16 protein-coding genes are annotated in these 21207 nt (G+C 33.8%); 12 read left to right on the top strand and 4 right to left on the bottom strand.

The window, feature by feature from the left end; translation table 11 throughout:
• Nucleotides 1–33 precede the first annotated feature (33 nt).
• Together hflX and ACLTBU_RS04770 are read left to right on the top strand one after the other, a co-directional pair.
• Nucleotides 34–1290: a GTPase HflX gene (gene hflX, locus ACLTBU_RS04775; protein WP_249331147.1), complete on the top strand. Its 1257-nt coding sequence runs from the start codon at nt 34–36 to the stop codon at nt 1288–1290.
• A 611-nt stretch (nt 1291–1901) separates the two neighbouring features.
• On the top strand, nt 1902–2060 hold the full coding sequence (locus ACLTBU_RS04770) for a zinc-ribbon domain-containing protein (protein WP_177671199.1): 159 nt from the start codon (nt 1902–1904) through the stop codon (nt 2058–2060).
• A gap of 80 nt (nt 2061–2140) precedes the next feature.
• Here the strand turns inward: ACLTBU_RS04770 and ACLTBU_RS04765 are convergent, their stop codons facing one another.
• The gene (locus ACLTBU_RS04765; RefSeq protein WP_412217895.1) at nt 2141–4324 is read right to left on the bottom strand and encodes a helix-turn-helix domain-containing protein; all 2184 of its coding nucleotides are present in this window, start codon (nt 4322–4324) and stop codon (nt 2141–2143) included.
• Nucleotides 4325–4587: 263 nt separating this feature from the next.
• Between ACLTBU_RS04765 and ACLTBU_RS04760 the strand changes: the two genes are divergently transcribed.
• The 5 genes from ACLTBU_RS04760 (at nt 4588) to ACLTBU_RS04740 (ending at nt 12136) form a co-directional block, all read left to right on the top strand.
• Nucleotides 4588–5523, top strand: a complete 936-nt coding sequence (locus tag ACLTBU_RS04760) for an ABC transporter permease (protein WP_412217893.1) — start codon at nt 4588–4590, stop codon at nt 5521–5523.
• A 13-nt stretch (nt 5524–5536) separates the two neighbouring features.
• Nucleotides 5537–6433, top strand: a complete 897-nt coding sequence (locus ACLTBU_RS04755) for a carbohydrate ABC transporter permease (protein ID WP_412217891.1) — start codon at nt 5537–5539, stop codon at nt 6431–6433.
• A 36-nt stretch (nt 6434–6469) separates the two neighbouring features.
• Nucleotides 6470–8110 (top strand): hypothetical protein, encoded by a 1641-nt coding sequence (locus tag ACLTBU_RS04750; RefSeq protein ID WP_412217889.1) that lies wholly within the window; start codon nt 6470–6472, stop codon nt 8108–8110.
• Between the two features lie 30 nt (nt 8111–8140).
• Nucleotides 8141–10927 carry a sulfatase-like hydrolase/transferase gene (locus ACLTBU_RS04745; RefSeq protein WP_412217887.1) on the top strand — a complete coding sequence of 929 codons (2787 nt, stop codon included), beginning with the start codon at nt 8141–8143 and terminating at the stop codon, nt 10925–10927.
• A 63-nt stretch (nt 10928–10990) separates the two neighbouring features.
• Complete coding sequence (locus tag ACLTBU_RS04740; protein WP_412217884.1) at nt 10991–12136, top strand: hypothetical protein; 1146 nt, start codon at nt 10991–10993, stop codon at nt 12134–12136.
• A gap of 95 nt (nt 12137–12231) precedes the next feature.
• On the opposite strand, the gene ACLTBU_RS04735 is transcribed toward ACLTBU_RS04740, so the two are convergent.
• Nucleotides 12232–13314, bottom strand: coding sequence for a phosphodiester glycosidase family protein (locus ACLTBU_RS04735; RefSeq protein ID WP_177671198.1), 1083 nt, complete (start codon nt 13312–13314; stop codon nt 12232–12234).
• Nucleotides 13315–13489: 175 nt separating this feature from the next.
• Here ACLTBU_RS04735 and ACLTBU_RS04730 point away from each other — a divergent pair, with 175 nt between their 5' ends.
• The gene (locus tag ACLTBU_RS04730; protein ID WP_412217882.1) at nt 13490–14977 is read left to right on the top strand and encodes a TRM11 family SAM-dependent methyltransferase; all 1488 of its coding nucleotides are present in this window, start codon (nt 13490–13492) and stop codon (nt 14975–14977) included.
• A gap of 196 nt (nt 14978–15173) precedes the next feature.
• A complete protein-coding gene (locus ACLTBU_RS04725) occupies nt 15174–15749 on the top strand; it encodes a flavodoxin family protein (protein WP_177671196.1) in 576 nt (191 codons plus the stop codon).
• 54 nt (nt 15750–15803) lie between these two features.
• Here the strand turns inward: ACLTBU_RS04725 and pdaA are convergent, their stop codons facing one another.
• A complete protein-coding gene (pdaA, locus tag ACLTBU_RS04720) occupies nt 15804–16568 on the bottom strand; it encodes a delta-lactam-biosynthetic de-N-acetylase (protein WP_412217880.1) in 765 nt (254 codons plus the stop codon).
• Between the two features lie 282 nt (nt 16569–16850).
• On the opposite strand from pdaA, the gene ACLTBU_RS04715 reads away from it, so the two are divergent.
• The 3 genes from ACLTBU_RS04715 to ACLTBU_RS04705 all read left to right on the top strand — a co-directional run bounded on the left by ACLTBU_RS04715 (nt 16851) and on the right by ACLTBU_RS04705 (nt 18158).
• Nucleotides 16851–17126: a hypothetical protein gene (locus ACLTBU_RS04715; protein WP_320651385.1), complete on the top strand. Its 276-nt coding sequence runs from the start codon at nt 16851–16853 to the stop codon at nt 17124–17126.
• A 91-nt stretch (nt 17127–17217) separates the two neighbouring features.
• On the top strand, nt 17218–17715 hold the full coding sequence (locus ACLTBU_RS04710; protein ID WP_412217878.1) for a GAF domain-containing protein: 498 nt from the start codon (nt 17218–17220) through the stop codon (nt 17713–17715).
• Nucleotides 17715–18158 carry a metallophosphoesterase family protein gene (locus ACLTBU_RS04705; RefSeq protein WP_177671192.1) on the top strand — a complete coding sequence of 148 codons (444 nt, stop codon included), beginning with the start codon at nt 17715–17717 and terminating at the stop codon, nt 18156–18158. The genes ACLTBU_RS04710 and ACLTBU_RS04705 overlap by 1 nt, the downstream gene beginning before the upstream one ends.
• A 287-nt stretch (nt 18159–18445) precedes the next feature.
• On the opposite strand, the gene ACLTBU_RS04700 is transcribed toward ACLTBU_RS04705, so the two are convergent.
• Complete coding sequence (locus tag ACLTBU_RS04700) at nt 18446–21052, bottom strand: cation-translocating P-type ATPase (protein WP_177671191.1); 2607 nt, start codon at nt 21050–21052, stop codon at nt 18446–18448.
• Nucleotides 21053–21207 lie beyond the last annotated feature (155 nt).

Genomic DNA, 21207 nt, shown 5'->3' with positions numbered 1-21207 from the left:
GCTTAATGAAACAGAATAAAAGGAGATTATGTTATGAATAAAAGAGGAATAATAGTCGGTTTAAATAAAGATAATCAAGTAGATTATACAGAATCTATGGTTGAACTTGAGAATTTATGTGAGGCATGTGATATCCAGGTGGTAGCACATATGGTGCAGAATGCTAAGAAGATCAATGCTAAATATTATATTGGAAGTGGTAAACTTGAGGAACTGGCTTATTTAAGAGCTGTGCAGGAGATAGACATTGTCGTTTTTAATAATGAACTGTCTGCTTCTCAGATTAAAAATATTGAGGATGAAATAGGCTGTAGAGTAATTGATAGAACAGTGCTCATTCTAGATATATTTGGTGAGCGTGCTAAAACACGTGAGGCTAAACTTCAAGTCGAAGTAGCAAGCCTTGAATATGCCCTGCCAAGATTAATTGGAGCAAATGAAAATCTAGGTAGACAAGGTGGCGGTGTAGGGACTAAAAATAAAGGGGCAGGGGAGAAGAAGCTAGAGTTAGATAGAAGACAGGTAGAAGAAAAAATTGCTGCGCTTAATAAAGAACTTGAGAAGTTAAAAGGTCAGCGCACTACTCAGCGTAACAAGAGAAGAAAATCTCATTTGCCTACGGTAGCACTTGTAGGCTATACCAATGCAGGTAAGTCCACTATTATGAATCGGCTCGTGAGCCAATTTAATAAAGGAGAAGAAAAGCTTGTATTTGAAAAAAATATGCTCTTTGCTACACTTGAAACTTCTGTTAGAAGTATCAAACTGCCTGATCATAGAGCCTTTCTACTTTCAGATACAGTAGGGTTTGTAAGCAATTTACCACATCATCTTGTAAAAGCCTTTAGATCAACTTTAGAGGAAGTATGTGAAGCCGATTTATTAATTCATGTTGTCGACCTTTCTAGTCCACATTATAAGAAGCAGATAGAAGTAACCAATGAAACTTTAAAACAAATAGGTGCAGAGCATGTACCTATGATTTATGTCTATAATAAAGTAGATTTAATAGATGAACTTGAAATGGATAGTATAGAGCAGGAAGGTATTAAAATTTCTGCTAAGCAGAATAGGGGAATGGAAGCCCTTATCGAAACAATATGTGAGGAAATTTTTGCAGAATATATAAAGACTCAGTTGTTTATTCCTTATAAAGATTTAAATCTTATCTCTAAGATTAATGAAGACTGCATGGTAAAAGGTCAGGCTTATAAGGAAGAAGGGGTTGTACTGGATATTGAATGTATGACCACCTATGCAGATAAATACAGAGACTACACAAGGGTATAAGTAGAAACTTAAATAGAATAATAGAAAAGTATTAAAAGCCAGCACAAAGCCATCCCCCCCTTAAAATTGATGGCATTGTGCTGGCTTTTTGTGTGGCAATATATAAACCAAAAGATTATTACGAGATAAAAGAGAAGAAGCATTTTCTTAAGCAAACTATACGGGCTAGATGAGATGTCCATAGAGCTATTCGTGATAGGGATGACCAGATCATGTATCACAGAAGTGGTATGGAGGCAACATAGAGACAGTAGAGTTTAACAGCTGATAAGGCTTATAACTTTTATGAAGTTAGGTAAATCTTAAGGATATATATGAGGGTAGGCTCTTTAATAGGCTGCCACAACTCCTATTAAAGAGTTGGTTGTAAACCAGCATGTAAAGTATTAGAAGGGGGACTAATACATTTGCAAATGCGGCATACAACATATAGGAATAAAAACGACCTAGGATTTGTTTGATTCCTATACTCTATATATACGGATGAGTAGTAGAAATGCGTCATAAAATTTTTATAGATTAACTTAAATGTTCTTTATATAATAAAAGAAGAGTAGAATTACAAAAGATTAGCAAGTTTATACATCTAAAAACGTAAAAGGAGCAGGAATATGAAAGAGAAACTAATTTGTCCAGATTGCTATAACCAAGAAGTAGAAGAAATCAATGCTTGTGGTGCAAGCAATTATTTTTGTAATCATTGTAAAAAACTTATTTCTAGTGTACGTGTGAAAGAAGCCAACGCACATAAAGATCATGAAGTAGAGTAAAAAAAATAAGGACTATGCCTTGTGGCATAGTCCTTATTTTTTTTAGGGAAATATAGGATAGATGTGAAATATCATAATAACTAGTGGCGGCCCAGTTGTTTACGGTAATCACCAGGAGTTATCCCATTTAATTGCTTAAAACGCCTAATAAAGCTTGGAACATTGTAATAGCCCACTTGCTGGCTAATATCTTTAAGAGGAAAATCATAATCTAGGAGAAGTCTTTTTGCCTTATCCATTCTAAAATCTGTGTAGTAATCTAAAATAGTTTTACCAGTTTTTTCTTTGAAAAATTGACTGAGATTAGGGAGTAGCATATGAAAATGTTCTGCCGTCTCTTGTATGGAAAAATCACAACGTAGGCAGTTATCTTTGATATAAGCCATGATTTTTTCTAAAAGAATATCCGAATCTTGTCTGATGGGTTCAAGTGACTGAGGAGGTAGACTTGCATTAAGCTTCTGAATTAAGTTAATAACATCATCTACTGTATCAAGTTGCATTAGATTAGATAGATTAAGGGTATTTGAAGAACTATAAGGGAAAGATATAGAAGTCTCAATGAATATACTTAGTATATCAAAACAAATTCCTTTAGCTACAAATAAAGGTAGTTTTTTCTTCTGTATATAATCAATTAATGAGCCTACAGCTTTATGTATTAAGACTTCATCGGAGTGTGAAATGGCCTCTTTAAGATGATCAAACTGGCGTTTAGGGTATGGAAGAGAGGTTATAGAAAACTTTACTAAATCACTATATAAAATTGTAGTTCCATTTCCTTTTACAAAACGGTAGTCTAAAGCACTACTTGCCTCTAGATAAGATTTAGGAATAGACAGGGTACTAGAGCATAGATTCCCTGAGCCTATAGTTAAATCTAGATGATATTCCTCCTTTATGGTGAGGCGCATTTGTTCTAAGATATACTCTATATTATCTTGATTCTCCTGTCTAATACCATTAATTAAAATGAGTTTATATGGTTCTAGGGCGAAGGTATAAAAACTTTCCATAGAACCAAGAAGGAGTTCTTGGATATAGCGTGCAAAGGCATCCATATCCTCTACTTGGCCATGTAACTGTATAACAGAGACAAAAAAACAGTCATTTTTATATCCCAAATTTAAGTCCTCAACATCTAGATTAAAGTTCTCTTTATTCATGTAATGCCCCATGAGGAGTTTTTGTAGACGCGTATTTTTTATGGCTGAAAGGCTACTTTGTAGTTTAGAAGTTAGGTGTTCATTTTGCTGAGATAAGAAATCTAGTGTACTTGAAATCGTTTCGAGTTCACCAGTTGGTATTGGTAGATGGTGAAGGGAAGACGCTTTTTGCCCAAGCCTATGTATTGGAGAATAGTTCATACGCATTAGGAGAAAGATAAGAAAACTAGAAAGTATGAGTACTAGCATAGTAGTGATTAATAAGTCCTTATTCATTAGACTAATTTTTTTTATAAAGTGCTGATTTTTTGGAATATAGGCTGTATAAGTCCATCCAGTTTGATTAGAAATATAGGTAGAAGTAAAATAACTTTGGTCTGGTATGTTCGAAACAGATGGAGGAGATTCTGACTTAAATACTATACGATTATCTTGATCTTTTATTTCAAAGATAGCATCATATTTGCCTAGTTGATTAGAGGCTATTTTTCTAATCGTATCAGATTTAATAAAAAATATGCAGTTCCCTCGTATAGTCTGATAGTCAGAATAAAGTGGTAAAAATACAGTAATATACTGTATGACTTTCCCAGGAGTAATGACTGACTGTTCTGGTAGAACAATCCTATGCTCACTATAAGAGAGTAGTTCTTTGAGTTGTATTGGCGTAGTATTTTCAAATTGATAGAGTTGCTCTAAAAAGAAATCTACTTTACAGGTAGAATTATTAATAAACATATAGTCTTCATTACGTAGGTATAATGCCATTTCATGAATAAAAGGATTAGTTGTACTATACATCGATAATGTATTCATATATGTTCGACCTAAGAGAGGATTATCATCAAATCTATAAGTACTAAAGTTAAGAGACATACGCATTTGATTTACTATCATAGACAAGGTTTGGATTTCTGTATCAATTAAGTTACTTACATGATTTAAATCTATGTCGACTTGAGAATGGACTTCCTTCTGATAAGATTGTATAAAATGATAACTAAATAGCACGTTAATAAACAAAATAGGAAGTAAAAGAACTAATATATAGGAAGATAAAAATTTTAGAAATAACTTGTCTATTTTTAAGTAATGCATCTGTATCCTCCTTTTTAAGTGGGATTAAATTTAGAATATTAAATATATTATAGTTAATGTATCATATATTTTCAATAATAAAAAATGAAAACTGTTATAAAAAATGTATATTATAACGATGAAAAAGAGTTATCTTATAGGCAGTTTTTTGAGTTTACTAGTAATATAAAAATTTATTTATATAAAAAATGTTATTTTTAAAAAAAATGAGCATTGAGATTATATAGTTTTGTTATATACAATCCTTATAGGAGGTGTAGCAAGTGATTAATAAGCAGGAGAAAAAAACATTATCTTTTCAGCTTAACAAAGTTATACGAAAAGATTGGCAACTTATTATTATGTGTCTATTGCCAATCATCTATTTCATTGTATTTCATTATCTTCCTATGTATGGTGTTCAAATTGCATTTAAAGATTTTTATGCAAGCAAAGGAATTTGGGGAAGTGAATGGGTAGGACTTAAATATTTTAAACGTTTTTTTGATTCTTATCAGTTTTGGCCATTAATTAAAAATACGTTATCATTAAGTTTTCTACAGATTATTGTTGGTTTTCCTATTCCTATTATTCTAGCTATTCTACTCAATCAAGTAAAAAATTTAAAGTTTAAGAAATTTGTTCAGACGGTAACTTATTGTCCTCACTTTATTTCTATTGTTGTCTTAACTGGTATGCTTTATATCTTTTTATCACCACGTACTGGCTTAATTAATAATCTGATTACATCTTTAGGAGGAGAACCTAAATTTTTCTTAGGAGAGCCATCTTGGTTTAGACCTATATTCGTATTATCTGGAGTATGGCAAAATGCTGGATGGAATGCCATTATCTACATAGCTGCCTTAACAGGAATTAGTCCAGATTTATATGAAGCAGCAAAAATGGATGGAGCCAATAAGTGGCAGATTATTAGGTATATTGATATTCCAGGTCTTATGCCTACTATAACTATGATGCTGATTATGGAAATGGGAAAAGTTATGAACATAGGTTTCCAAAAAGCATACTTAATGCAAAATGGATTAAATATTTCATCTAGTGAAATTATACCTACCTATATTTATAAAATTGGGTTGATTGATGCACAATACAGCTACTCTGCAGCTATTAGTTTATTTAATAATGTTATTAATATTATTTTATTGGTAACAGTTAACAAAATTGCACAAAAAACCAGTGAAAATAGCTTATGGTAGAGGAGTGAAGCCAATGTTTAAGAAATTAAGAACAAAAAGTAAGAGTGATTTAATATTTGATATTTTTAATGCTATTATACTAGGAGTTATTACGTTATTAGTATTATATCCTTTATATTTTATTGTAATAGCATCCTTTTCTGACCCAGATGCTATTAATACAGGTCAAGTTATATTTTTTCCTAAAGGATTCAATACACTAGGATATCAAAAGATTTTTGAAGATACAAAAATATGGCGTTCTTATGGTAATACTATTTTTTATACTTTGTTTGGGACTGGTATTAACATTGTACTTACCATGTTATTTGCATATCCATTATCTAGAAAAGATTTTAGCTGTCGCAAATTATTTACATTTTTTATGATGTTTACCATGTATTTTCAAGGTGGTTTAATGCCTACTTATATTCTCATGCAGAAAATGGGTTTATATGATACACCTTGGGTAATGGTACTACTTCCAGCGATTAATGTATTTAATGTTATTATAGCTAAAACTAATATCCAAAATAATATTCCTGATGAATTGTATGAGGCTGCAATCATTGATGGGTGTAACCATTTTCAATTCTTTGGCAAAATTATCATGCCACTTTCTAAGTCCATAATAGCAGTATTAGTACTTTATTATGGAGTTGCACATTGGAATGAATTTATGAATGGACTTGTTTATTTGCGTGATGAAGGGCTGTATCCTTTACAACTTGTTCTACGGGGTATCCTTGTGCAGAACCAAGCTTCAGCTGATATGATGGCTGATATAGAAAGTATGATGGAGCAACAAAAAGCAGCTGAGTTGATTAAATATGGTCTAATTATAGTATCAGCCTTACCTGTACTCATTATTTACCCATTTCTTCAAAAATATTTTGCTAAAGGTGTTATGGTTGGTGCAGTGAAGGGATGATGTAAAATGATATTTTCAAATAAGGGGGAAGTATTGATGAAATGGAATAAAAAACAGTTATTATGTACAGTGTTGGCTGCAACTATGACAACAGGAATGTTAACGGGATGTGTACCAAAGAAGGTTTCACAACCTGAGGTTAATTCAGAAACTGCCACAACTGCTACGACTTCAATAGAAGAGAGTATTTTTAATGTAGTGGGGTTGCCAATTGTTAATGAGCAAGTGACTTATGAAATTGCGGCTAAATCAAGACATAATAAAAACTTCTCAGAGTTAGAATTTTTTCAAAAACTAGAAGAAAATACTTCGGTACATGTTGATTGGAATATGAGTTCAGAAGATGGATGGAAGGAAAAGAAAGGTCTCTTGTTTGCAGGCGAGCTTCCAGATGCATTCTATGGTCAGGGTATTTTGACAGATGTAGATGTCATTAAATATGGTTCTCAAGGAATGTTAATTCCTTTAAATGATCTAATTGATCAGTATGCACCTAATGTGAAAAATCTATTAGAAAGTAATGAGGAATATCGTAAGCAGCTAACTGCTCCTGATGGGAATATCTACAGCCTTCCATCATTAACTGAGTTATCCCCTACAACGCATGACAAACTTTTTATTAACAAGGTATGGTTAGATAAATTAGGTTTAGAAGTACCAGAAACATTAGATGAATTTAGAGAGGTTTTAATTGCGTTTCGTGATAATGATATGAATGGTAATGGACGTAGTGATGATGAAATTCCATTCACTTTCCTTTATAACAGAAGAGAAAATGGTCTTTTTTCATTGTTCGGAAGTTTTGGACAGCTAGATAGAGCAGATCACTTCATCATAGAAAATGATAAGGTGATCTATACCGCAATAACAGAACCATTTAAAAAAGCCATCCAATATTTTAATGAGTTATATAAAAATCAATTAATTGATAAAGAAGGATTTACGCATGATTTTAATGTCTTTACAGCAAAAATAAAGGCACCTGAAAAGAATATAGGTTCTTTCATGGGATGGAGCCTATCCTCTAGTGCAGGAGCAAATAAAGATGATTTTATTCCTTTAGCGCCATTAAAAGGAGAAGATGGAAAACAAATTTGGAATACTTATACCTCAGCTATTAATGCAAAGGGGTCCTTTGCTATTACAAATCAAGCTGAGAATCCTGAAATCTTAATGCGTTGGATTGACCTTCATTTTGATCCTGAGACTTCGCTTCAAATAGACCAGGGGCTTTTTGGGCGTACTCTAGAAAAGAAAGAAGATGGAAGTTATCAGTATTTGCCAGTTCCAGAAGGTAAGACGTTTACAGAGATGATTCATGATTATTCACCAGGTGTTAATAGTCTAGGAGCTGTAACGATGGATATAGCTTCTAAGCTAAAATTAAATGCCAACCTGCAAGAGAGAAAGGAATTAGACGAATTTTATGCACCATACAATGTAGCCAAGGAACAAGTATTTCCAAGCGTGTATTTTACTATGGAAGAAGTAGAAAAGATTTCTGCTCTTGAGACAGACATTAAAGCTTATGTAGATCAGTGTTATGCAAATTGGATTGTAAATGGTGGTATTGAAAATGAGTGGGATGCTTATCTGAAGACACTTGAGAAAATGGGTATTCAAGAATACATAGAGATTTATCAAACTGCATATGAACGTTATCGAGCACTAGATTAATTTAAAAAGAGATAAATGTTAGGAGTAAAAATGAAAAAAAATTTAGTTTTTATTATGACGGATCAGCAACGAGCTGATACTCTTGGAATGATATCTGGAGGAAAAGAAGTAACACCAGAGTTAAATCGTCTGGCAGAGGAAAGCGTAGTATTTGAACGTACTTATAATACATGTCCACTATGTGTCCCTGCCAGAACTGCTTTAGCAACGGGAATAAATCCAATAAAAAATGGAATGATGCTAAATGATTTAGAGGGGAAATATGCGCAAAATCATCAAACAATTCATCAGATGTTATTTGAAGCGGGTTATGAGGTAGCACACATTGGTGTGAATCATATTAGTGTAAAGCCTCCATTAAAGGAATCTATGCCATATGTTGTATGGGAGGATGATAATACTTATGAGGCATATGCTAAGGAGAAAGGTATAGCAATTCAACGAAAAGAAGAAGATTCAGTGGTAATTGATGAGATGGCAGATGGAGAATACAAAAGGCGACGTTATTCCAATGCAAGAACATCTATTTGGCCATATGAGCTAGAGGATTTTAAAGATGTATGGTTTACAAACCGTGCAGTTGAGTATTTGCATAAGCAACATGAAAAACCATTTGCACTATTTTTGTACATGTGGGCACCACATCCACCTTTGATTGTTCCAAAAGAACATTGGGATGTATTTGATGAGTCTCAAATTATTTTACCACCGTACACTGGAGAGAAGTCTATTGGAGAGCCAGAGAATCGCTGTAGAGGAGTAGCAGCGCAACTAGGACAATATCCTCCTAAAAATGGCTGGAAGGAAGGGTGGCATGCTCATCTAGCACTTTCTCATTTATGTGATAGTCAGATTGGAAAAATTAGAGAGACTTTAAGAAAGACAGGATTAGATAATAATACAATGCTTGTATTCACAACAGATCATGGAGAACATATGGGACAACATAGTATGTATCAAAAGATGGAAATGTATGAACCAGCAGTAAGAGTACCTGCGATTTTTCATATACCGGGGGAAGAGAATAAGGTATTATCTACAGCAGTATCACATCTTGATTTTGTGCCTACATTGATTGATATGTTGAATTTAAGAACATATAATGATTTAGATGGTCAGTCTTTGAAGGAAAGTATCCTAAATGGAACAGAGCCAGAGGAAAGACCTATATTTGGAGTTTATTGTGGAAATCATCAATTTGGTGACATGAGACGTATGGTAGTGAAAGGAAGATATAAATACATTTATGATAATACAACAGAAGAATTATATGATTTACATGCTGATCCAGATGAAAGGTATAATCTTTGCTTGAATAGTCGGTTTCGAGAAGTTGCCAATGAATTGTATAATCAACTAAAGGAATTTGCATTCAGAAATAGGGATCCTTTTTTTAAGGAAAAGAAACGAAAGAAGAATTTATTATTTGTATTTGCAGACCAGTGGCGTAGAGATGCTGTAGGATACGCGAAAAAAGATGGTGTTAAAACACCTCATATAGATGCATTTGCAAGGGAGTCAGTATACTGTACAGATGCAGTTAGTACATTTCCTCTATGTTCTCCTCATCGAGCAAGCTTACTCACAGGGAAACATCCACTTTCAACAGGAATATTTACCAATTGTAAAATAGGATTAGAAATGTCCCTTAATGAAAAAGAGAATTGTATTGGGGATGTTTTAAAAGCTCATGGTTATCAGAATGGATATATTGGAAAGTGGCATCTAGATGAACCAGAACAGAATCGAGTATCAGAGCCTGAATCAGGGGCTAAAAATTGGGATGCATATACACCACCAGGACTACGTAGACATGGATTTGATTTTTGGTATTCTTATGGTGCATGTGATGAGCATATGACACCTCATTATTGGAAAAATAGCTCTAAACAGATTAAGATTAATACTTGGTCGCCAGAGCATGAAACAGATATTGCTATTGACTATCTAAAGAGGCAAGTAGGAGAAGAGCCATTTGCTTTATTTATTTCTTGGAATCCTCCTCATAGTCCTTATAATTTAGTACCAAAGCGCTATCTAGATTTATATCAAAATGAGGAGATTAAGTTAAAACAAAATGTAGACCTTTATAATATTCATCAACATACATATGAACAAATAGGCTATAGTAAGGAAGAGCTTATTCAAGTAACAAAAGAATATTATGCAGCTGTGACTGGGTTAGATGATCAGTTTGGGCGTTTAATAAGTACATTAAAAGAACAAGGGCTTTATGATGATACAATTATAGTGCTTTCAGCAGATCATGGTGATATGATGGGGTCACATGGACTAATGGCAAAACATGTATGGTATGAGGAGTCTATAGGTATTCCTCTTATTATAGGTGGGGGAGGGTTAAGGGCAGGTGTTTGTGAAACAGTTATAGGAAGTCCAGATTTCATGCCTACCTTATTAGGTCTTTTACAACTGCCTATTCCAGAAACTGTTGAAGGAGTAGATTGTTCTGAAGATATTAGAGGTAAGTCAGTGCATAAAGATAAAATTTGTTATTTGGCGGCTTGCCCAGGGCGAGATGTATTTTTGGAATTATTTAGAGAAGCTGGAAAGAATCCGATGGATTTTGGATGGAGAGGAGTACGTACTTCTAAATATGTATACGTTGTAGAAGCTGGATATGATACAATCCCTCATATTAATAGATTTTTATATGATTTAGAAGAAGATCCATTACAAATGAGCCCAACTATGATAGAAGATTTTAGGAAACATCCTGTTTCTAGAAAGTTAGAGGAAGAATTAGTAATTTGGTTAAAGGAACAAAAGGATGGTTTCTTAAATCATATTTCTGAATGAAAAGTAGCTAATTTAAGTTTTATTTAGTACAGTATAAATAACTTATATAGGAGAATATATGATATGAGGTCATATGAAAATGTAAATGCTGTAATAACTGAAGCGAAGTTATATTTATTTCAGATTCATGCTACAAAAAAATTTAGTTTTGGAACTTGGACGAGTAGACAGCATATATTTGTAGCGATTAAAGCTGGGGATGAGACAGGTTATGGAGAAAATATTATTTCTGTCAATCAACCAGATATTTTGCTAGATGATTGGTGTAACTGGATCAAGGAATTAGTAGGACAGACAGTAGGTAATGCAATAGAGCATCTTAGAAGTCATCTTGATACCTGGCAGGATCGTATGACAGAAATGGTAGAAATGTGTTTGATAGATCTGTGGGGAAAACTAGAGAAGAAAAATGCTATGGAACTTTTAGAACTACCAGGTACAGAACCTGTTTGTGGGGTCTATGTAATTCTTAGTGATGATTTGAACTTTATAGAATCAAAGGTTCAATATGCTATTTTAAAGGAAAAGACACGTTTTATTAAAGTAAAATTATTTGGACGTGAAGAGCTTGATTGTCAAGTCATTAACACAGTTAGAAAGTATCTTTCGCGTAGTGAAGCGTACCTTATTGGGGATGTGAATTGCGGGTATAGACCAGAAGGAACACAAAAGGATCTAGATAGAATTGCAACTAGTTTAAAACATTTATATGAAGTAGGGTTAGATGCTTGTGAGGATCCAGCATTTCTTCAGAGAGGAGAATGGATGAGGTTACAAAATCTAGTGCAGCCACTAGTTTTAATACCAGATTATCCTATGAGGCCAGCAAGAAAATCGAGAGAAGAGATTATAGGTGGAATGGGGGAAGTCTACAATATTCACCCAGGGACTTCGGCATCTATTATTGACGCTATAGCATTAGCTGAAAAAATTCGTAGTCTAGGAGCAAGGTTAATGATAGGAGATGATAGCTTAGTCGGACCTGGCTGTACCATTTGGCAGCAATTGGCTATTGGATTATCAGCAGTTTGGGTAGAAGCTACAGAAAAAGAGATAGAATCCGATTTTTATTATGACGCAGTGCTTAAAATGGCTACTGATAGTAGTGAAAATCCAATTAATGCCAGTAGAACAGGTCATGGATTTGGCATTTACTTAGATGAAGAGAAACTTCAAAGTGTTGCTGATAAGGTAATTATTATTAGATGATTTACCATTGGAAAAATATTAATTAATAAATACGGATGAACATAAAAAAGTAAAATAAAAGACACTATTAATTTAAATTAATAGTGTCTTTTATTTTATTTAATAATCCAAGCGTTGTTAATGTAGCGCTCGTGGCCTAAACTTGGTTTGTTCACATAGTCATCTTTATAGTACATAACAGTAGAGCTACCACCATCTAACATAGCTGCATTGATACAGCCTTCATCATAAAGGGTGTTTTGAAGGACATCTAAGTCTGTACCAAGGCTATGTCCCGGCTGTCTACCATCTATACAGAGGAAAAGTACTTCACCTGTTTTACGCTGACCAATAGCTGTACGAGGAGCAATTCCCCAACCACCTGTACCTTCTTTAATCGTTTTTTCACCATTCACAATGAGGAAAGGTCTAAAGTCTACAGCATCTCTAAGATTAGCATCTAGGGCTTCTTGCTTTGTCATTTTTCCAAGGACGAGGACATTGTCCTGATTAAAACCAATAACACTATGTTTCATATTGCCATTAGATTGAATGAGCTCATTATTGACAATAAGAAGTCCAGCTGGTGTGCCACCGTTTGAGTCATAGTTAGGACCATCTACAAAGCCACCTGCATTAATACCAGCACGTGCATTGTGGGTTTGCACCATTGTTTTAACTAAGTCACCACGTTCAAATTGATAACGTGTTTGAGCGAGCGTAACACGGGATGGGTCACTAATAAGCATAAGTTTCCCTTTCCATGTGCCACCACTTACATCTTTCACATAAATACCTTCTTCAAGTTTTGTATACCCTTCATCTATGTAATCTTCTTTAGGTGTTTCTGTATTAGAAGAAGCTGTTTCATCTTTAGAAGAAATAGGAATTTCAACGAGGTCTGTGGAAGTTTCATAACCTGAATCATCTACTTGATTACGCTTCATAATATCCTCTATAGTCTCTTCTTTAATAAAAGCAGTAGCAAGCCATTTATGATTTAAGGTAGTCATAGCTGTTGTGACCCAAAGTTCTTGAGTAGGTTTAATCCAGCCGGATACAATGAAAATATAAAAAGAAGCAATACCTGTCAAAATAAGACCAAGAAAGGTATAGATGCAGGATTTTAGAAAGAGACCTAATAAGGTTTTCTTTTTCTTAACATTCTTTTTATAGCGAGGTTTAGAATTTCTTAACATTTTAATCTCTCCTTATAAGCTCCCATAGTCTTTTATAGTATAGAGTAAATAAATGAACGAATATTGAATAAGATACTACAAAAGTATAAAAATAAAGTAGAAGAGTTGTGTAATACATCAAAAGATGTTAGATTAAGTAACAGAATACAATAAGAGTAATACGTTAGGAGACGGCATGATTACAGAACTTTATAAACAAGTGGTACAAGGTAATGAAGTAAGAAAAAATTTAATTGAGCTAAGAAAGCTTATTAAAGATTATCATAACAAAAGAGTGTTTATGTATGAACTAGATGGGGATTACAGTACCCTTTATACATTATTAGAGGATGAAGATGCAAAAATACGAAAAAATGTAGCACTTATTATGGGAGAGCTTAGTATCCCGGAGTTTATGGACAAGCTTTATGCAGCTTATGAAAAAGAAGAGAAGCTATTCGTAAAAAGTGATTACTTAACTGCCTTAAGCTTTTTTGACTATATGCCATTAGTGGAGCAGTTTAAAGCCAGACTAAACGATTTAACACAGACACCTGTAGAAGAAAGTAATAAAAAACATATTCAAGAAGAAATTCGCATTTTAACCAGTTTGCTTGTAAAGGTAGAGGAGCCAAAGCCACATACGTTTAATGGTTATACTGAAGCAAGTGATCTTGTTCTTATTACAAATCGTGAGCATCAACATATAACAGCAGATCAAATTAGAAAGGGACAGGCAAAAACTTTTGGAGCAGGTGTTCTGGTACGTACGAATCACCTTAAAGAGATTCTTAAAATTAGAACGTATAAGGAACTGCTTTTCAAATTAAAAGAAGTAGGAACAGTAGAATATGATCCAATCAAAGCAAGTAAGACTCTTGTAGAAGGTGGATTATTAGAATTTATGAATGAGAGACATATGGGGTATCCACCTTACTATTTCAGAATTGAAATGAAAACCAAGATGCCTCTTGATAAAAAAAGTGCCTTTACAAAAAAGATGGGTGCAGAATTAGAAAATTTAACAAAAAGACAGCTTATTAATTCTACTTCACACTATGAATTTGAAATCCGTCTTATTGAAAATAAAGAAGGTCGTTTTAATGTCTTACTTAAATTATACACTATAGAAGATAACCGATTTAGTTATAGAAAAAATACAGTAGCAGCAAGTATAGCCCCAGATACAGCGGCACTTATTACACAACTTGCTAAAGATTACTTAAAAGAAGAGGCTCAGGTATTAGATCCATTCTGTGGTGTAGGCACTATGCTTATTGAACGTAATCAAGTGAAGAAAGCTAAAGTGATGTATGGGGTGGACCTTTATGGAGAAGCTATTGATGGTGCTATTGAAAATAGTAACTGGGCAGATACAGATATTTACTTTATAACAAAGGATTTCTTTGATTTTACACATAAGTATCTTTTTGATGAGTTATTTACTAATATGCCAACAGCCACAGGAAGAACGACAGAGGGTGAACTTGCTCTTTTATATGATAGATTTTTTGAAAAGGTGCCTCATTTGTTAGAAGATGAATCTGTACTTATTCTTTATACAAGAAACAAAGCACTTATGGAAAGAAGCTTAAGACAAAGAGATTCTTATACTATACTAAAGACAGAAATGCTATCTAAAAAAGAAGGTGCTTATCTCTATATTTTACAATTTAAAAAATAAGATGTGAGAGTCATCCTCTGCATATACTGTAATAAAGGGAGTATGGAGGGGAGCCTATGCATCTATTTATAGGATGACTATACTAGCAGAAGAAAAAAGCAGATTGATTTATCTACTTTATAATAGGAAAATAAAAGAATTTTTGATAAAATAGAAGCACAAATATTAAATTTTTAAAGAAAGTAAGGAAGGAAATATGAAAGTAGTTGCTTTAAATGGGAGTCCAAGAGCCAATGGTAACACCATGGCTGGACTAGAAGTTATGAAAGAAATTCTTGAAAAAGAAGGTATTGAAACAGAGATTATTCAATTGGGTGGACATACTTTTGCGGGATGCAGGGCTTGTAATGGTTGTTTTAAAATGAAAAATGGAAAATGTGTAACAGATGATGGGATGAATGAGGTTATACAAAAAGTATTTGAAGCAGATGGACTTATTATTGGTTCACCTTCTTACTTTAGTAATGTGACAACAGAAGTTAAAGCTTTTATAGATAGATGTGGTTATGTTGCTATGGCAAATGGTAACCCGTTAAAACGTAAAGTGGGTGCAAGTGTTGTACCAGCACGTAGAGCAGGGAGCAATTTTGTTTACTCAGCAATCAACTTTTTCTATGGCATTAATGAAATGACGATAGCATCTTCTAGTTACTGGAATATGAGTTTGGCGCTAAAAAGAGGAGACTTGCTAAAAGATGAGGAAGGGGTAGCAACCCTTGAAACACTTGCAGATAATATGGTATTTTTAATTAAACAAACAGCAAAGGCTTAATATACATAAAAAAGAGTAGAACAAAATTCATTTTGTTCTACTCTTTTTTATGAGTTACTGGAAAAGTTCAAAAGTATAGCCCATTTGACGAGCCTGATCAATCACTTCGCCTAAAACTTCTGTATTCGTTTTGGAAATAGCATGTAAAAGCATGATAGAACCATTGTGCAGATTATCTAAAATCATTTTCTTAGCTGTTTCGTGAGAAGGTTGTTTGTCTACATTATAGTCGCTATAAGCAAAACTCCAGAAAACCGTTTTATACCCTAGTTCTTTAGTCATAGCAAGGCTCTTCTCAGAATAATGTCCCATAGGTGGTCTAAAAAGTTTAACCATAGGCTTACCTATAATTTCTTCGTATTTAGCAGCTACATCGTTAAGTTCATTAGCAAATTTATTAGGATCCCCTGTATAGCTTGGCATAGAAGGGTGGTGATTAGAGTGGTTAGCTACAATATGCCCTTCATCTACCATACGTTTGATGAGGTCAGGGTTACTTTTTACATAAGGAGAAGTTACAAAGAAAATAGCCTTTACATCTTTTTCTTTTAAAACATCTAAAATTTTAGGTGTATAGCCCTTTTCATATCCCTCATCAAAAGTCAGGTAGAGCACTTTTGAGGAAGTATCACCTACATAATAGGCATCATAAGTTTTAAGATCAAATTTAAGATTTTCATTAATACGTGGTGTAGAATGATCCTTGCTTCTAACAAGCCACCAGTCTATTTTAGTATTATCCAGTGAGCTTGCATAAATAGGCATAAGTAGGCAGACGAAACTTAAGAGAAGTACGCCTAAATGATAAAGTTTTTTCATATGAAGCCTCCTTTAAAAATCTTTTACATACCTGCTAGTTTATCCAAGTTTGAAAAAGTTATTAAAATTTAAGATAAAATAAGATCTTTTATTAGATAGGTTTAGTATAATGAACAAAAAAAGTCTAAAAAAAAGTTCATATTGGCTAATTGAAATCCTTACCATAAGTAAAGAAAGAAGAAAAACTGCTCAATTAATTTTTTGAATTTAATACATAGTGCTGAAAACAGTATTTACAATTTATGGAAAAGAGGTTAGAATATAAACGTCAAAGGGGAAAGGGTGAATAAAATGACTACGAATATGGATGCCTACACTATTTTATATCAAGCAAAGGCACAAATGTATAAAAGCAGTTATAAAGCGCAAGAAGGAAATGTTTTAAAGGAAGAAGAAATTAGACATATGGCATTAGCAGTACTTGAAGAAGGAATTAAGCAGATAAGGTATGAGTATCCGCCTAATGTCTCAAAACGTATGCAAAAATATTATCATCAAAATAAAGCTTTTTTGATAGATCGATTTTCAGATGATGTAAAAAATCTCTTAGCCTTATAGGATGAGAGATTTTTTTGTTTTCCATTGAAATAGGCGTGAGGATTTGCGATAATAAGAAAAATAGGATTGATACAGTAAAGGAGTAAGAGAGATGTTTATTGTAGAAAAGACAACAAGTGAAGATAAACATGCTTTTTATGAGCTTATGCTTATGCAGCTTCAAGCACTACTTGAAGGAGAAGAAAATCCTATAGCGATTTTATCCAATGCATCAGCACTTTTAAATGAATGTTTAGAACAGATTAACTGGGTAGGTTTTTACCTGATGAAAAAGGGGGAGTTACTTCTTGGACCATTCCAAGGTAAAGTAGCTTGTATGCATATTGCTGTTGGACGCGGTGTATGTGGTACGGCAGTGAGTGAGAATAAAACACAACTTGTTAAGGATGTACATGCTTTTCCAGGACATATTGCTTGTGATAGTGCATCAAGGTCTGAGATTGTCATTCCTATAAGAAAAGGGAATGAGATTATGGGGGTATTAGATATAGATAGTCCAATCTTATCAAGGTTTGATGAAATAGATGCTATGTATTTAGAAAAATGTGTGAATGTGATAGAAGACCTTTGCAAATGGGATGAGGCGTAATGAAAATTGGTATTTTATCAGATACACATGGTATTTTAAAAGAAGAAGTCCTAAAGAATTTAGAAGGATGCATGGCTCTATTTCATGCAGGTGATGTAGGCGGTATGGAAATTCTTGAGAGGCTTAGAAAGATAGCACCTGTTTATGGAGTGGAGGGCAATAACGACTCGATAGAAATGGGGTTACCCAAAAGCTTAGAAGTAGAATTAGAAGGTTATAAGTTTTTTATGATTCATGACCTTAAGAGTATTAAGGAAGTGCCTAAAGGTTATGATTTTATTATAAGTGGTCATTCTCATCAGTTTGATATACATTATAAAAGCAAAACAACATATATTAATCCTGGAGCATGTGGAAAAAGGCGATTTGGATTACCTTTAACAATGGTCTTAATGAACTTAGAAAAAGGTACGCATTTAGAAATGATCACACTAGATAAATAAAAATAAAAGGATAGTCTTTGATAAAAGACTATCCTTTTATTTTTATTTAAGTTAAAGATCTAAATTGTAAAATTCTACAAGGTCTACATGACTTGTATGGTCTAAAGCTAAGAATCCAAGATAGAGTTAGTGAGCATGCTACACGAGTAAGGTTACTATTTAGGTTAAATGTAACATAAAGTTGGAAAGAATATTCCTAGTAAAATAGAGGAGTTTGGAAAGGTTATAAAAAATAGTGCTAATCAACTTAAGTATTTTAAGGATAGCACTATTTTTGAAGAATTATATTATTTTAAAAAACGTTCACGAAGGACTTTGTAAATTTGAATAATAACAGTAGGCATGAAAGCTAGACCATAGATCGTTAAAGTTGTAGAAAGTGTAAGTGGTGCAACTTCGAATAAATATGTAAGTCCTGGTATAAAAAGAACGGCATTTAGGAATAAGAATCCAGCTAAAAAAGCCCAAAGACTATATTTATTTGAAGCAAAGCCAAGTTTAAAGATTGACTGTTTGCCTCTACAGTTAAAACCATGGAATAAACGTGCTAGACATAAAGTAGCAAAAGCCATGGTGCTTGCCAGCTGAGGGCTAGTAGTAAGGCCTATATGGTAAGCGATAAGTGTAAAGAGACCTATAATACTTCCTTCTACTAGAATGCGTACTAAGAAGTCTTTAGATAAAATAGAAGCCCTTGGATTACGTGGTTTCTGGTGAAGGAGGTCATCTGTAGCTTCTTCCATACCAATCGCAATAGCAGGTAAACTGTCTGTTACCAAGTTGATAAAGAGTAGGTGAACAGGTGCAAATGGCATAGGAAGTGCGCAAATAGAAGTATAGAGAACAGCTAAAATACCAGAAGTATTACCTGAGAGCAGGAACTTAATAGAGTTTTTAATATTAGTATAAACATTACGTCCATTTGTAATAGCTTTGACAATAGTTGCAAAGTTATCATCTGTCAAAATCATAGCAGCTGCATCTTTAGAAACTTCCGTTCCTGTAATACCCATAGCAATACCAATATCAGCTTTTTTAAGAGCAGGAGCATCATTAACACCATCACCAGTCATGGCTACAATTTTACCTTTACGTTGCCATGCATCTACAATACGAATTTTATTTTCAGGAGAAACACGTGCATAAACAGCGATATGTTCGAGTTTCTCATCGAGTTCAGCATCTGTCATATGATCAAGAGTTGTACCTTCTACAGCAATATCACTATCTGCTAATATACCGATTTCACGTGCAATAGCAGAAGCAGTAACTTTGTGGTCTCCAGTAATCATAATAGGTTTAATACCAGCAAGTCTTGCATCTGCAACCGCAGCTTTTGATTCTTCACGAGGTGGGTCAATCATGGAAATTAGTCCTAGGAAGGTATAATCTGTTTCATCTTCTAGAGTAAGGAGTTTTTCGCTAGGAAGAACCTTATAGGCGAAAGCTAATACACGAAGGCCATTTTCGGACAAAGATTGATTAGCTGCATTAATTTGATTACAATCCTCTAAAGTAAGCTCGCGGATACCCTCTGTGGTAGCAATGGTATTTGTACGGTCAAGTAAAACATCAAAAGCACCTTTTGTAAATAAGATGTACTGCCCATCAATAAAGTGAAGCGTAGACATGAGCTTTCTATCTGAATCAAAAGGTATTTCACTAAGACGAGGATAGTCCTTACGTAAACTTATCTCACTAAGACCGAGTTTTTGTCCTAGGTTAACAAGGGCAACTTCAGTGGGGTCACCGATTTCTTGACCTTCTTGGTTGGTGGAATCATTAGCAAGTACAGCACTTTGAAGTAATAGACGCTCCAGTGGATTTGTATAATCTAAAGTATCACCATCTACGAGAGTGTGGTTAAGATAAACTTTTTTCGTAGTCATCTTGTTTTGAGTAAGTGTACCTGTTTTATCGGAACAGATAATAGAAATACTACCTAAACTTTCTACAGCTTTAAGCTCTTTCATAATAGCATTTTGTTTAGCCATTTTTTGTGTGCCCAGTGCTAATACTATTGTAACAATAGAACTAAGAGCTTCAGGAATAGCAGCAACAGCAAGCGCTACAGCAAACATAAGAGAATCTAGTACAGGAATCTTACGATAAATACTAAGGGTAAAGACGATAAAGCAAATACCTAATATAATCATAGCAAGCTTTTTACTAAAATCGTCTAAATTCACTTGAAGAGGTGTTTTCTTTTGTTGGGTCTGATTCATAAGTGTTGCAATTTTACCAATTTCAGTTTGCATACCTGTTGCAGTAACTAAGACAATACCACGTCCATAAGTTACAAGAGAACCAGAAAAGACCATATTAATTTGGTCACCTAAGGCAACTTCAGTGCGATCAATAATTTCAGCAGTTTTATTAACGCTTTCAGATTCACCTGTAAGAGAACTTTCATTAACTTGTAAAGAATAACTTTCAATAACCCTTCCATCAGCTACAATAAGGTCGCCAGCTTCTAGGAAGATAATATCGCCTGGAACCACTTCACTAGAAGGTATTTCTATTTTTGTGCCATTACGAATGACTTTAGCAGAGGGTGCAGAAAGAGCCTTAAGACTACTTAAAGATTTTTCTGCCTTAAAGTGTTGTACGGTGCCTAAAATAGCATTTAGAATAATAACGGCAAAAATAACAATAGTACTTTCTAAATTTCCTGATAGTGCGGAAATAATAGCAGCAGCAATTAAAATAAATACAAGTAGATCTTTAAATTGCTCTAGAAATACCACGACCATGCTTTTCTTTTTTCCTTCAGAAAGTGCATTAGGTCCATAGTTTTGCAAGGCTTCTTGTGCAGCCTTGGTGGTAAGACCATCTAGAGATACATGAAAATGTTTAAGTACGTTACTTGGGGATTGATTAAAAAACTTATCCATAAAGAGCCTCCTAATTCGAAATTTTAGAATTGAGTAGAATAAAAAAAGACTTTTAATGGATTTTCAGCTTAGTATCACTGAAAATCCATTAAAAGTCTTGTAACCATCAGATGGTATATATCACCAGATTGTGAGCAATCGCGATTGTTGATGAT

Source organism: Zhenhengia sp. (genome assembly GCF_046966505.1).
Taxonomy (GTDB): domain Bacteria; phylum Bacillota; class Clostridia; order Lachnospirales; family Cellulosilyticaceae; genus Zhenhengia; species Zhenhengia yiwuensis.
The sequence above is the reverse complement of the archived record's forward strand: the minus strand, read 5'-3'. Positions and strand labels throughout refer to the sequence as shown.

What these genes read in the sequence shown, in the direction of transcription:
- hflX (WP_249331147.1), top strand. Translation starts at nt 34, where the DNA reads ATGAATAAAAGAGGAATAATAGTCGGTTTAAATAAAGATAATCAAGTA.
- ACLTBU_RS04770 (WP_177671199.1), top strand. Translation starts at nt 1,902, where the DNA reads ATGAAAGAGAAACTAATTTGTCCAGATTGCTATAACCAAGAAGTAGAA.
- ACLTBU_RS04765 (WP_412217895.1), bottom strand. Translation starts at nt 4,324, where the DNA reads ATGCATTACTTAAAAATAGACAAGTTATTTCTAAAATTTTTATCTTCC.
- ACLTBU_RS04755 (WP_412217891.1), top strand. Translation starts at nt 5,537, where the DNA reads ATGTTTAAGAAATTAAGAACAAAAAGTAAGAGTGATTTAATATTTGAT.
- ACLTBU_RS04750 (WP_412217889.1), top strand. Translation starts at nt 6,470, where the DNA reads ATGAAATGGAATAAAAAACAGTTATTATGTACAGTGTTGGCTGCAACT.
- ACLTBU_RS04745 (WP_412217887.1), top strand. Translation starts at nt 8,141, where the DNA reads ATGAAAAAAAATTTAGTTTTTATTATGACGGATCAGCAACGAGCTGAT.
- ACLTBU_RS04740 (WP_412217884.1), top strand. Translation starts at nt 10,991, where the DNA reads ATGAGGTCATATGAAAATGTAAATGCTGTAATAACTGAAGCGAAGTTA.
- ACLTBU_RS04735 (WP_177671198.1), bottom strand. Translation starts at nt 13,314, where the DNA reads ATGTTAAGAAATTCTAAACCTCGCTATAAAAAGAATGTTAAGAAAAAG.
- ACLTBU_RS04730 (WP_412217882.1), top strand. Translation starts at nt 13,490, where the DNA reads ATGATTACAGAACTTTATAAACAAGTGGTACAAGGTAATGAAGTAAGA.
- ACLTBU_RS04725 (WP_177671196.1), top strand. Translation starts at nt 15,174, where the DNA reads ATGAAAGTAGTTGCTTTAAATGGGAGTCCAAGAGCCAATGGTAACACC.
- pdaA (WP_412217880.1), bottom strand. Translation starts at nt 16,568, where the DNA reads ATGAAAAAACTTTATCATTTAGGCGTACTTCTCTTAAGTTTCGTCTGC.
- ACLTBU_RS04710 (WP_412217878.1), top strand. Translation starts at nt 17,218, where the DNA reads ATGTTTATTGTAGAAAAGACAACAAGTGAAGATAAACATGCTTTTTAT.
- ACLTBU_RS04705 (WP_177671192.1), top strand. Translation starts at nt 17,715, where the DNA reads ATGAAAATTGGTATTTTATCAGATACACATGGTATTTTAAAAGAAGAA.
- ACLTBU_RS04700 (WP_177671191.1), bottom strand. Translation starts at nt 21,052, where the DNA reads ATGGATAAGTTTTTTAATCAATCCCCAAGTAACGTACTTAAACATTTT.